The following is a 15,004-nucleotide window of genomic DNA, read 5'->3' on the forward strand; positions in this document are numbered from 1 at the left end:
ATGACTAAAAATTAAAATTTGTAGCGAAAAGACCGTTATCTTCTTGACTGGATTTATCTGTGCGATCGCACAGATTTAATAATGGTGTGTCGGGAGATTTGACTACTGCTTCTAGAAGAGTGTCTAACAACTTGATCATCAATGAAATACGTTCGCTAGCGAATATATCTGTGTTGTAGATTAACTTCAAATAGAATTCCGCTTCGTCCACAAAAATGAATTCTAGATCAAATTTAGCAGTAACAAGTTCCTGCTTCAGAGCATTAACAGTAATTCCATCTATTGCTAGGTCTACATTTTGATTATTTTGCAGAACAACTACAACATCAAATAGAGGGTTACGGCTAGGATCACGTTTAAAATTTAAATCTGAGACTAGTTTATCAAAAGGATATTCTTGGTGATCATATGCCTCTATTGTGGTTGTTTTGACTTTTATCAGTAAAGTCGCAAAGCTATCGTCTACTGCTATTTGGTCGCGTAAAACTAAAGTATTCACATAAAAACCTATTTGTTCCTCTAATTCGGGATGATTTCTTCCAGCAATGGGGGAGCCTACGGTAATTTCATTCTGCTCGGTATAGCGGAACAGAAAACCTTTGACCAAGGTTAGTAAGCCCATAAATAAACTAGTTTCTTGGGTCTTAACTAATAACTCAAAATCCTTAATTAATTCTTGATTTGGCTTCCAGATAACCGCAGAGCCAGAAAAACTCTGCACTGATGGACGCATATAATCTAAAGGTAAATCAAGGCGTGTCGGTGCAGGAGTCAACTTAGCCAGCCAGTAATCCCGTTGTGCTTGTAATTTTGGTGTTTGGAGTTGCTGATCTTGCCATGAAGTATAGTCTTTATAATTAATTCTTAGAGGTGACGGTAATTTTACGTTCTCGTTTCCATAGGCATGATAATGTGCCAGAAAATCTTTAATTAAAACGCCTGCTGACCAACCATCTGAAATGATATGGTGCATATTAAATAGAATAATATTACTTTGCTGACTCAGCTTGAGTACATTAATCTTGAGTAGAGGCCCGGTTTCTAAATCAAAAGTAGTTTTGGCATTGTTACGAATAGCTTCAGCAATTTTTGCTGTTTGGTTTTCATCATCTATTAAGTCTATTTGGTTGACTGCAAAATCCATCTGCTCGTTTACTATTTGACGCGGTTCGTTATTGATTAAAGTAAACGTAGTGCGTAAAATTTCATGCCGTTCTATCAATTTTTTAAAAGCATTTTCAAAAGCAGCGATATTTAAATCACCATTGAATTGATAAGCACTGGGCATTCCGTAAGCATAATGTTTATGGTCGAGGAATTCTAAAGCCCAGAGACGGCGTTGCCCATGAGACATGGGATAAGATTGTTGTTCATTTATTGCTGGTATGGGTTCTTGATAGTTAGATTGAGTTTTGGATATTAAAGCTGCTAATCCAACAATTGTGGGAGCTTTAAAGAAATCAGCTAATTTAACTAATACATTTAATTCTTTATGGACGTGAGTGACTACTCTAGAGAGTAGTAGGGAGTGTCCGCCGATTTCAAAAAAGTTATCAAAAATGCCAATGGGATGTTTAGTGAGAATTTTTTCCCAAATATGCACTAGCTTTGATTCTAAAGTATTACGTGGTGCAGTATAAGCTATTTGTGTTAATTGGTCTGTTGGCTGGAGGGCGACGAGCGATCGCAAGTCTAGTTTGCCATGTTTAGTTAAGGGAAATTGCTTTAAGAAAACAAAGGAAGTCGGAATCATGTAAACTGGCAAATAATTAGCTAAAAATTCTCTAATTTCTGAAATTTTTATCTCTTTGTCAGTTTGACAATAGGCAGATAATTGAGTTTGATTATTTACCTCTATAGGTAACACAATCGCCTTTTCAATCTGGGCATGGCGACTAATTTGGTATTCAATTTCGCCTGGATCTACACGATATCCATTGACTTTAACTTGATTATCTTTTCGCCCTATAAATTCAATCACACCTGGAGCAATTTGTTTACCTAAATCTCCCGTTCTAAAGAGAACTTTTTCTGAATTTAAAAAGCTGGGTTGAAATTTTTCTTTGGTAATTTCAGGAAGATTACGATAACCAACTGCTAATGCTGCACCTTCTACGCAAATTTCACCGATTACGTGTAGAGGCACGGGGTGATTGAATTCATCTAAGACCAATAATCGATTGTTATGGAAAACTTGACCAAGAGGTACATCTGTATTTAAGTTTTCATCTATTGTATATTGAGATACCCCTACACAAGTTTCTGTAGAACCGTAGACATTACTAATAATTTCAGCAGGAAAGCGTTTTCGTAAAGCGATCGCAGTTTCTCGGTCTAATTTCTCTCCCCCGCAAGAGATATATTTTAAGCTGGGGATAGTTTCTTCAGGTGCGAGTACAGCTAAAATTTCTCGGTAAATAGATGGCGTTGTGTGCAGCGCATTGATTTGATTTTCCTGTAAAAAGTCAACTAAATGCCCTATATGCTGTACTTCATACATATATAAAGCAGCACCTATAGTTAAAGGGAGGAAAATGTTACGAAAAGATGGGTCATGGGTGACAGGTGCTGTGAAAATATAACGCCATTCAGGATGTTTATCTAAGTTAAATGTCAGTCGTAAACTCCGAATCACATTCAAAATAGAAATGTGACGACCCATGACTCCTTTAGGGTTTCCGGTAGAGCCAGAAGTGTATAAAATATAGGCAATTTGGTTAGTATCTGGTTGTAACTTAGGCTCATTTATGTCAAAGTCGGCTAAAATATTGTCGATTTTATCTAAGCAGATTGCTTCGATTTGTTGGGGTAATTGGGAGACAAAATTACTCTCAGTAAGACAGAGATGGCAGCCACTATCTTTTAAAATAAAATCGATGCGATTGCTAGGATATTGGGGGTCTATCGGTACGTATGTCGCCCCAGTTTTAAAAGTAGCGAGAATGGCGGTAATTAAGTTTTGATTGCGTCCGATTGCGAGTGCGATCGCCTTCCCAGATCCAATATGATATTTCTCATGTAAGTAATTAGTTAAACGATTTACCTTTTCATTCAATTCTCGATAGGTTAAAGTCGTTTCTCCAACTATTAATGCTGGTGCATCGGGTGTAGAGTTAACTTGAGCAATAAAGTCATCAATGATTGTATAATTTTGGGGTAATTCTATTGTTGAACCTGTTAATTCTGCAAATAATTCTTCCTGTTGCACTTGTGTTAATAAAGGCAACTCAGACAGTAAACTATTCGCATCTCTAATTACACCCTGCATCAAAATTTCAAAACTTGCTAAAAACTGTTGGATAGTTTCCGGTTTAAACAGTTCTGTATTGTAGTTGCAGTAGATAATCAGTGCATCATTGACTTCGATGAAATTAAAGCCTAAATCGAAAGGAGTGTAACCAATTGGCTCTGGTGGTAGCGATACGTTCAGTCCTGCAAATTCAGGTAAAGTTAATTTAGGATCGAGATTGAAAGAGACTGAAATCAGAGGAGAACGAGAAAAATCTCGTTGTAATTGTAAAGCTGCTAGTAATTCTTCTAAGGCGTGACTTTGATGTTTAAAAGCGGCTATGAGTGTTTCTTTCGTGTGACGGAGATGAGTAACAAAAGAAGCAGTGACATCTGTCTGGATACGAATCGGTAAAAATTGCGAACAAAAGCCAACTAATTTTTCACTTCCTTCAAATTGTCGTCCAGAAATGGGAATGCCAATTACTAAATCATCATGCCCGGAAATGCGTCGCAAAAAAGCCGTGTAAGCAGCGAACATTGTCATAAATAATGTTGCTTGATTTTTGCGTCCTACAATCTGCAAATTTTGCCATAGTTGAGGAGCAATAATTTTACTTTCTCTACCGCCTGTGTAAGTTTTGACAGCAGGACGAGGAAAGTCTGTAGGAAGTTCAAATACGGGGATTTCTCCCTCATAAGTTTTTAACCAAAAATCACGATGTTCTAGCATTTGTGGGCTTTGCGCTTCTTGCTGTCGCAAAGCTAAATATTTGCGAAACTGCATTGATGGCGTTAAAGATTCGGTAGCAATGCCGATTTTTGCTGAATAAAGTTTGCCAATTTCATTCAAAATTAGCCCTAGTGACCAACCATCTGCAACAATATGATGAGTTTTTAAAGTTAGCAGATAATGTTCAGGTGCTAAACGCATCAGCACAGCCGCAAATAAAGGAGCAACACCCAAATCAAAAGGCTTTTGCGATAACTCAGTTCTCAAGACTAAAGCAGTTGCTTCCGGGTTATCTTCATCCATTAAATTGATTAATGGTAAGTCAATTTTGACACTACTAACAACTTCTTGTAGTTCGCCTTGTTCTATAATCTTGGTTCGCAACGCTTCATGACGATTGACTACTTCATTAATAGCTTGTTGCAAAGATGAAATATCTAAATCACCACGCAATTCTAAAGAAGTAGTCACATTATATGATGCTGAAGCGGTTGTATCTAATTCTGCCAATAGCCAAAGCTGACGTTGCGCTTCATTGGTAGGAAATTGCTGTTTTAAATTATTCCTACCGTCTTCATCATCAGAGTGATCGTCGCTTACTTCTCTTTTCTTTGTTTGCGGTGATTTAGCATTTGCGAAAAAGCCAGCTTGTCGCAGTTCTATAATTGCTTCTTTAACAGCAGCTACCACTTTATCTATATCTTCATTCGTATGACTAGTTGAGAGAAAACAAACTCGTTTTTCCCATGTATACAAGCCTTTGAGATTTAATAAGTAGTAAAAAAGTGGTAATTCGATAGGTTTGAGGAAAATACTATAAGCACCAGAAGATTCAAAGCGAAACAACGAACCAAAATGAACAATGCGGATAGGAATTCCTGTTTCTTGAAAGAACTGATTAACCTCAGTAGCTAATCGATTAGTTAATTGATTTACCCTTTCTTGAAGCGTTGCACCTTGTTCGCGTAAATGTAAAAGCACTGCGCGACAAGCAGCCAAAGCTAATGGATGACGGCAGAAAGTACCACCATAAGCAGTTAATTCTGTTTGCGGATGGGAATCATCTCCATAACTCCAGAAACCGCCATCAACTGTATCTAAGAAATCTGCTTTACCACAGATCATACTGATAGGCAAACCACCACCAATTGCCTTACCATAAACTACTATATCCGCCTCAACCTCAAACCATTCCTGCGCTCCTCCTGGAGTAATACGAAATCCAGTAATAATCTCATCAAAAATTAGAGCAATTTCTTTTTTTTGAGTCAATTTACGTAATTTTTGGATAAATTCTTGAGGCTGTAAATCTGGTTTACGGCTCTGCACAGGTTCTACTAAAACTGCTGCTAAATTATCAGCTTGCTCTGCAATTATTTCTAGACTTTCTTCTGCTCCATAGGTAAGAACTATAACATCTTCAACCATTCCTAATGGTGTCCCAGGACTCAATGGTTGAACTGTTCTTGCTTCCTCGCCAGCGCGCGCTAAAATGCCATCAAAAGTACCGTGATAAGAACCAGCAAAAATCACAATTTTTTGGCGTTTTGTCCGAGAACGAGCAATACGAACTGCTGCCATAATCGCTTCTGTGCCAGTATTACTAAAAGCAACTCGTTCTACACCTGTCATTTCACAAATTAAAGCAGCTGTTTCTGCTGCAATATTTGACTGCATTCCTAATCCAATTCCGTGTTGCATTTGTTGCTGAATTGCTGTCAACACAAAATCAGGACTATGCCCAAAAAAGTTAACTCCAAACCCCATTGCTAAGTCGATGTAATCATTGCCATCGATATCACGAAAATATGCGCCTTGGGCTGACTCTGAAACAATGGGATATTGAAATTCCTTTAAAGCCATACGGAAGTCAATAGTAGGTTTCACATCAACCATTGTCTTCCGGCTGTTTTGAGAATATGCTTTGGATTTTGCAGTTCTTTGATTATAAGTAATCTGTAATTTCTGGATAAAAGCTTGCTGTTGTTCCGTTAAAGATTTACTCTCTGTCAGCTTTAAAGCTAGCGGGTTTAAATTTGGAGAACTAATTTTTTGGGTAGGAGGTGCGGTTTCTGTTTTGCTTGTTTTAGCAATAGGGGCAGTTTCTGTTTGAATTAACAAAACTTCTGCTTTATTACTTGGTGCAACAGGTGCAGATTGGAGGATTTCTAATTGCTTGATAATGGTTTTTTCATGAATATCTTTGAGTTCTTTCAAAGATTGCAGTTGAGCCATCATCAAAGCTTCTTTAGCAGAGGTTGGTGTTGATACAGCTACTGTTTTTGATTGGTGATTAATAGCACTTTCAGGAGAGGTGGAAGCAATGATTAACTCTTGACCATTATAGATGCTGATATTATTTTGTTTAGAGAAACTATCCGCAGTGACAAAGCCACAACGTTTTAAAGCAGCACACCAACTTTCTCCACTTAGCAAGGGAGTATCTAAACGTAACTCTTGATCTTGAAAACGCCACCATCCTGGTGTGAGTCCAAAAGTTAAATCAAGCCATGAATTATTTTCTACTGTTTCTAGTAGTACCAAATAACCACCAGGTATTAGTAGTTCTCGAATATTATTGAGTGTTTCTGTAATATTTCTGGTACTATGAAGCACGTTGGCAGCAACGACTATGTGATACGAATGTGCTGTTAACCCTTGAGAAGCTGGTGATTTCTCAATATCTAATTGATGGAAGTTGAAATTATGTCTATTTTTAAATTTTTGCCGTGCTTTATTGAGGAGAACCGGAGAAAGTTCAGTAAAATAATAAGTTGTCTGATTGAGATTTAAATTATTAACAATTGCTTCAGAGGTTGCACCTGTACCACCTCCCACTTCAATAATTTGGTGAGGGCGATCGCTACTAGAAAAATTACTTAAAATAGAGTTAATTGCTTGGGCTACTCGTTGATTCATCAAACGAGATACAGGAGAATTGCCATATATACTTTCTGCATGGACAACTGAACCTGCTGGGAAAATTAACTCTAAAGGATCTATATTTCCTTTGAGAACTTCCGCTAAATTTTCTCCGCAGCGTTGTAGCATTTCTAACTCAGGTTTTGCTGCTGGACAAATTGTTTGCAAATTCTCTATAGCTTCTGGCAAAGAAAAAGGCGTAGGTAGGCTTTTTACTATCCAGACATTACCTTGATTTTGAATAATTCCAGTTTGTTCTAAAGTTTTTAAATAACGAGTAACTAAAATCTGATATTTTGAGGCAATGGGTAAAGTTTTCAATAAATTTTCTGTTGTCCAGCTTTCTGCTATACTTAGTCTCTTACCTAATACTTCTAAAGCTTGCAAAATATAGGCAACTGCAATTGGTTGTAGTTGGGAAATCACCCACAGATAATTATTTAATTCTGAGTCAGAATGAGATACTTGAACTGGGGTTTTAGTGAAGATATAATTAATTACTGCATCAGATGTATTTGATGGCTCTTGTTTAATATAATCAGATAGATAAATAGATATTTCGGCAATTGTTTGTAAATCAGTGAATAATTGATCTATCTTGACTTTTACACCAAACTTCTCTTCAATTTTGCGGACAAAGTCTGTCAAAATAATCGAATCTGCTCCCAGATTTAATAATGTCTCGTCATCTCTAATGTCATTTTCATCTTCTTTAAGTAGCAGTGCTAAGATAGACTTTAATTGATTACCGATTTCTTGCTGATGTTTTTTGATATTTGCAACCTTTGCTAAAGTCATATTAGTCTCCATTAGCTCTTTTTCTAAAGGCACTTCTTTGATTAAACTTGATTCTGTTACAACAGTAGATTTAAATTGAAACCGTTTTCTTTGAAAAGGATAATTTGGTAATTGAAGATTTCTATAGCCGTAATCTTCATTAAATTTTTCGGCATTAAAATTAACTCCACTAATGTAGAGTTGTGCAAGTGCTGATAGTATTGTCTGCCAGTTATCCAAGCCTCTATTGAGAGAACTCAGCCATATAGCTTCATCGTTATAACGACGGCCTTGTTCTGCGAGTATTGGTCTTGGCCCAACTTCTAAAAACAGGTTATATCCTTTGTTTAACGCCGTAATTAAACTCTGAAAATACTGCACGGCTTGACGGCTTTGTTGTCTCCAGTAACTGGCATCAGGCGCAGTTGTTAAAGGTTGTCCGTCAATTCCTGAAACTAGTAGAATTTGAGGATGGTGATAAGAAATCTCACGAGCAGCAATTTCAAAATCATCTAAGATTGACTCCATTAATGGAGAATGAAAAGCCCCGCTAACTGATAGTAATTGAACTGCTATTTTTTGGCTTTTGCAGTTGGTGACAATCTCATCAATACTATTACTTTCCCCAGAAATCACAATTTGTTGAGGATGATTAATAGCTGCAATAGAAACTGTATTACCATAGTCTTGAATGAGAGCAGATACCGTAGTTTCATCTGCAAAAACTGAAGCCATTTTTCCTAGAGGCGCAGTTTGCATTAATTGCCCACGTTTAACAATTAATGCTAGACCGGCTTCTAAAGTAAATACTCCGGCAATACAAGCTGCGACATATTCGCCAACGCTATGGCCAATTAGTAAACTAGGCTTGATTCCCCAAGATTGCCACAACATGGCAAGTGAATATTCGAGAGCAAATATAGCTGGTTGAGCGTATGCAGTTTGATTGAGTAAATCTGTGCGATCGCCAAATAATATTTCTTGTAGGGGAAACTCTAAATAATTTCCTAAAATGTCTGCACATTGATCAATATATTGGCGAAATGTCGGTTGGGTTTGGTAAAGTTGCTCACCCATACCCGCATAACAAGCTCCTTGACCAGTAAAAAGAAAGGCTATTTTCGGCTGTTTTTCTCCTGTAAACCGTCGATAGAAAATCCCCTGATCAACATCTTTTTCCTCAGCAAAAGCGGCTAATCTTTGTTGTAACTCTGGCCATGTCTCTGCAAATATCGCTAAACGTTCAGGTAAAGACGACCTACCAATGGCCGCACTATGACAGATATCTCCCATCTCTGGGTGAGACTCTAAGCGGGTGTGAAAACGTCGTGCTAGTTCTTTTAAGGCTGGTTCGCTATGAGCAGAAATCGTCAACAGATGGCTGGGACGTTGCAGCTTAATTTCTGGTGTGTTGGCAGTAGGTGCTTGTTCAATAATTACATGAGCATTCGTTCCCGAAAAACCGAAGGAACTGACTCCAGCGATACGGACTTGGCCATTGTTCGACCAGGGTATGGCTTGAGTAGGAATTTTGATCGGGTATCCTTGCCAATTAATCAGAGGATTGGGTTCGTGGAAGTGGAGATGAGACGGAATCTCACCATGCTGGAGGGCGAGAATTGTCTTGATTGTGCCTGCTATCCCGGCGGCGGCTTCGAGATGACCGATATTAGTCTTCACTGAACCGACGTAAAGAGGTTGCGATCGCTCTCCATAGACAGCAGCGATCGCGTTCATCTCGATGGGATCACCTAAAGAAGTTCCTGTGCCATGTGCCTCTATATATCCGACTTCCTGGGGTTTGACTCTCGCATCAGCTAAGGCTTGACGAAGTAAATCTTGTTGGGCAGGGCCACTGGGAACTGTTAACCCGGCGGCTGCCCCATTATGATTGACCGCAGACCCCCGTAGTAATGCGAGAATGCGATCGCCCTTTTTTTCAGCGACAGACAGGCGTTTCAGCACTAAAACCCCGCATCCTTCGCCCCGCACATATCCATTTGCACCCGCATCAAAGGTCTTACAACGACCATCGGGAGACATCATCCCCGACTGACAAAGGTTAATTGTAATTGCCGGATCTAAGATGAGATTGACCCCACCTACTAAGGCTATTTCGCACTCATGATTTCTTAAGCTGCGAATAGCTTGGTGAAGTGCAACCAATGAAGAAGCACAGGCTGCATCAATAGACATACAAGGGCCGCGCAGGTTGAGAAAATAAGACAACCTACCTGCTGCTGCACTCAGGGCGTTTCCTGTACCAAAAAAAGAATCGATTTCATCATACTTGCTTTTGTAGACTGTCATCGCGTGGTCAACACTAGTGATACCGACAAACACACCCACGCGATCGCCTGCTAAATTAGTTGGTGGTAAATTGGCATTTTCTAACGCTTCCCACGTCACCTCAAGTAATAACCTGTGTTGAGGATCCATTGAAGTCGCTTCGCGGGAAGATATGGAGAAGAAACGGGCATCAAATTCTGTAATATCCTCTTGCAGAAATCCCCCATAACGAGTGTTCATTTTGCCGGGGGTAGGCTCTGGAGCATAAAATTTCGAGATATCCCAACGGCTTTGAGGAACTTCTACAATTGCATCTAATCCGGCTTGACAAAAATTCCAATAAGCTTCAGGAGAATTTATTCCTCCAGGGAAACGACAACCCATTCCCACAACAGCAATCGGCTCACTTTGTTTAGTTTCTAATTCAGTAATGCGAGCCTGCATCGCCTCCATTTTTGTGAGGGTTGTTGCTATTAATTTTTTATAATCTGTATTTTGAGCCATGCTTTTGTCCGCAATTTTTTGATTGTCTGGCAATATCTAATCCGGTTTTTCCCCTGAAAATAAAAGATAATCATCAAAAGCCATAAACCAACCTTTATCTCTCGACCAAGCCTCAAGTCCAGGATTATCTTTCTGGAGATTAATTACCATATCGTGTTTACTAATGCCTTTACCAACCTCAGCAAAGTAACGCACAGCAGCAGGCCAAACATATTCACTAATTGATACAGCTTGGATATTTATAAATCCATGTTTTTTGAGTTTTTCAACATAAATATGCCGGTCATATTGATTAACAAAAGGAATACACATTTTCTTGCTATTGACGCGCAACCAAAAGTTAATATCTCGTCCTACTCTCGGCAGACAATCTGCTAATGCTAATTTTCCACCGGGGCGCAAAACTCGAAATGCTTCAGCAAAAAAATCTTCACGGGTATTGAAATGAAAAGCACATTCTAAAGCTGTAACTTTATCAAAAGAATTGTCCTCACAAGGAATGTTAGTTGCTGAACCAACCTGAAGATTTATGCGTTCAGCTAATCCCGCCTTAGCTACTCTTTCTTGAGCAATTTCTACTTGGATCTCTGTAGTATTTATCCCAGTAATTGCATCTACATTGTTTTCACGCACCCAGAGCATATCTTGTTCGGCAAAACCGAAACCGACATCTAAAACTTTGTCTCCAGGGCTAAGTTCGGCAATTTCTCCCAATTTCCGGGCTAAAGCAGCACAGGCTCCGTTATAAGTCGTTTCTTCTTGCCAATAGCCAAAGTTGAGCCATTGGGGAACATTGGGATCGTGAAGATCACGCTCTCGTTTAGCTATCCTAGTATAAAGTTCAGATACTTCAAATTTATCTCGTAAAAACCAGAGTTCTTGAAGTGGATTTTGGATAAATTCTTTGATGATGATCCAGCGATTGCGCCATTCATAGTTGAAGGGGATTTTACCAATATTTTCCAAGACTTTACTCTCCTAATTGATCAATTAAAAATTTTGGCTACATGGAAATTTAGCTTTAATATTTAATCTCCATATTCTTCAAGCTCCGCTAACTTTTGATTAAGTAGTATAGCCAACTCATCTTCATTGAGACTGTCATAAGGATTTAAAATTTCACTATAGTCATTTGGGGTCATCTCAAAATTAATAGAATCTGCTAACAATTCTTTCTGTAAATAAATATTGAGACTTGCAATATTAGGATAATCAAAGATTATAGATGTAGGTAAAGTGCAAGCTAAATTACTTTCTAACCTATTTTTAAATTCTAGTACCATTAACGAGTTTAAACCCAACTCTAAAAATGAGGTGTGGTGAGGAATCAAACTACTAGCAGATAATCCAGTAACTTCGCGTAAAATTTGCTCAAGTCCTTGCGATAATTTTTCTGATCGCTCATCTATAGGTACAGATTTTAATCGTTCTAACAATTTTGCCTCTTTGCTATCTGCTTTAGTTGTAATTACTTCGGCAAAGAATGGTTGATTAATGTTAAAAGCTTGATTAAAAGTAGACCAATCAATATCAAGAATAATTCCTTGGTCAACGTTGCTGAGGATTAAGTCACTGAGATATTTGATAGCGGTATCAGCAGACATACTTTGAATACCCCAATTAGCAAAACGTTGTTTTTCAATTTCATTTCCTGTATCCCATGCGCCCCAGTTAATACTAATACCTGGTAATCCTAAAATTTGTCGTTGCTGCATTAAAGCATCCATAAAAGCATTAGCAGCAGCGTAACTACTTTGTCCCGGTGAACCGAGAATTACAGCAGCAGAAGAAAAGGCTATGAAAAAGTCTAAAGATAGATTGCGGGTGTAGCGGTCTAATAATAAAGTGCCTTCCACTTTGGGACGCATAACATTTTGATATTTTTCCCAATTTTGATTAGTTAAAAGCCCATCATCCAAGACAGCCGCCGCGTGAATGACTCCGCGTAAGGGGGGTAAATCTGCGCCAAAACGGGAAAACAGCTGTTCTGTATCTGCGGCTGAGGTAATATCAGCCTTGACAATTGTAATCTGTGTACCATTTTTATTTAATGAGGCGATCGCTTCTGGTGGAGATTTGACACTGCGGCTACACAAAACTAAATGGCTAGCTCCCATTTGTGATAACCACTGAGCCATGAGCAAGCCAAGTTTACCCAAACCACCTGTAATTAAATAAGCTCCCTCTTTGCTAACTAATTGCTGTTTTTGGGCTGCGGGAATTGTTGCAGATACTAACCTTGCTCCATAACGGTTTCCTTGGCGTAAAGCTAGGCGTGACTCATTGGTTGTAGCGTGAAATTCGTTGAACAAAAATTCAGCTTCATGAGATTCTACAATTGCTGGTAAATCTAAGCATACACAACGAATTTGGGGATATTCATGATTAATTACTGCTCCTAATCCCCAAAGCGGAGATTGTTGAGGTTGCAAATTCGTTTCATCTAGCACTTTATTTGCACCGCGAGTTACTAACCATAAATCAGGTAATTTTTTCCTGTTACTAGTAATAGTTTGAATTAAGTACAATACAGCATTACAACTGTTGTAAACTGTCTCCGCACTTGCTTCATGAGGTATGGTTTCCCAAGCAAAAATCACACCCGTAGGAAATTCACCCGATGGATATGCTTCTTGATATAAACGTTGAAAATCAGATTTTCGAGATGGATTGATGACAAAACTTTCTGGAGAATGGCATTTATAATCATCACCAAGTTCTACAGTAATAACTCTTTCTCCAGCTTTTTGTAATAAATCAATCGACTGCTGCAACGCTGTGCTATGACGTACAAACACTAACCAAGAATTTCGGGATTTTCCGGTAATATTTGGAACTGCATCAAGCCTTTGCCATTGAATTTGATAAAAACAATTATTTTCAGTTTCTTGCCATAAACGTTGTAAAACTGCTGGATTAATCCGTCGTGCTGTTAAGTCTGTAAACCGAGCGCAAAGCTGTTCTTGTTCATCGTAAACCTCCACATCTACGCACATTTCACCATCAGTATTAGATTTAATCTCAATGTGTGTCCAAGCTTGAGTACCAGGATTGCCAAATACTTCTAATGAAGAGAAACCATAAGGTAAATGCAATTCTTGTCCGTGAATTTCTGGGAAAGCTGCACCAATACTTTGTAAACAAGCATCTAACAGCACAGGATGCAGACAATATCGCCGATCTACCAAACTGCGATCGATACCAATCTTAGCCTGAGAACCACTGCTGAAATAACTGAGTTCTTGAATAGCTTGAAAACGCTTACTATAGCTAATTCCCATCTGCTCATAAGACTCATAAAATCTGGCTATATCTACAGATTCCCTTCTTCCCTCCTTTGCGTCTCCGCGTCTCTGCGTGAGCTTTTCATCTTTCTCATTAACGTTAATCTCACCCGTAACATGAAGCACCCAATTATCTTTTGCTAACTCACTACTAAATATCTCAAAACTATAGCCAGAAGACTTCTTAGACTTAAAAATCATTTGCAATTTAGTTTGATATTGAGATAAAACTAACCCCTGATGAATAGAAACATTTTCAATAATCGCAAAACCATCACCAAATATTTGCTGACTTGCTACTAAAATCGCTTCTATAAACCCCGTAGCCGGAAACAAGATTTTTCCCAATACCTTGTGTCCTTCCAGATAATCTGGATACTCAGAACTTATCTCTCCCTCAACAATAATTTCTCCCGTAGCTAGTTTTTTAACCTCACGAATAAAAGGATGTAGCTGAGTTTTGATATCACTTACAGAAAATTGGGAATTAGATAGCCAATAGCGTTCTCGTTGAAAAGGATAAGTAGGTAAAGAAATCCGCTTTCCTTGCTTAAATACTTCTGTCCATTCTGTAGAATAGCCATTAACAAAAAGTGTTGCTAAACTTCTGTAAATCTGTGCCTGTTCATCTTGCCCAGGTACAATGCTGGGTAGCCACAATATTTCTTTGCTCTGATAAGTTAGCCGCGCCATCCCCAATAATACAGGCTTTGAACCTAACTCCAAAAAATGACGATAACCACTGTCAATTAAAAATTTAAATCCTTGACCAAAATGTACAGTATTGCGAAGATGGCGCAGCCAATAATCGGCAGTAGCAATTTCTTTGCCAATTGGCTTACCTGTGACATTACTAATAATATTTAGGCTTGGTTCATGGAAAGAAACTTGCTGTAAAACCTGTGCGAATTCATCAAGGATTGGCTCCATTAAAGGAGAATGAAAAGCATGAGATACTGCCAAACGTCTAGTTTTATAACCTTGCTCTATAAATGATTTCTCTAGTTGTTCAACAATTTCACGCAAGCCAGAAATGACATTAATTGCACCATTATCTGCGGCAATATTGACTTGATTCCCATAGGGAGTCAGATGATCTGCCACTGTTTGATAATCAGCGTAAATTGCAGCCATTGCTCCATTATGCGGTAGTTCTCCCATCAAGCGACCGCGTTGGACGACTAATTGCAAAGCATCTTCTAAAGAAAAGACTCCTGCTAAACAAGCGGCGACATATTCACCAATGCTGTGTCCTAAAAGTGCAGCA

At 38.6% G+C, this 15,004-nt stretch carries 3 protein-coding genes; all 3 read right to left on the minus strand.

What is annotated here, in order from left to right; all coding sequences use genetic code 11:
- Positions 1-4: 4 nt before the first annotated feature.
- Positions 5-10,453 (minus strand): non-ribosomal peptide synthetase/type I polyketide synthase, encoded by a 10,449-nt coding sequence (locus CV014_RS19260; RefSeq protein ID WP_236143497.1) that lies wholly within the window; start codon positions 10,451-10,453, stop codon positions 5-7.
- 36 nt (positions 10,454-10,489) lie between these two features.
- Positions 10,490-11,419, minus strand: a complete 930-nt coding sequence (locus tag CV014_RS19265) for an SAM-dependent methyltransferase (RefSeq protein WP_236143498.1) — start codon at positions 11,417-11,419, stop codon at positions 10,490-10,492.
- A gap of 62 nt (positions 11,420-11,481) precedes the next feature.
- Positions 11,482-15,004 (minus strand): type I polyketide synthase (locus CV014_RS19270; protein WP_236143499.1); only part of this gene is annotated, 3,523 nt, incomplete at its 5' end.

It is taken from the genome of Nostoc sp. CMAA1605, from assembly GCF_021596505.1.
Taxonomy (GTDB): Bacteria; Cyanobacteriota; Cyanobacteriia; order Cyanobacteriales; family Nostocaceae; genus Trichormus.

Bases quoted from the DNA above. Each gene is read 5' to 3' on its own strand.
- CV014_RS19260 (WP_236143497.1), bottom strand. From the start codon at position 10,453: ATGGCTCAAAATACAGATTATAAAAAATTAATAGCAACAACCCTCACA.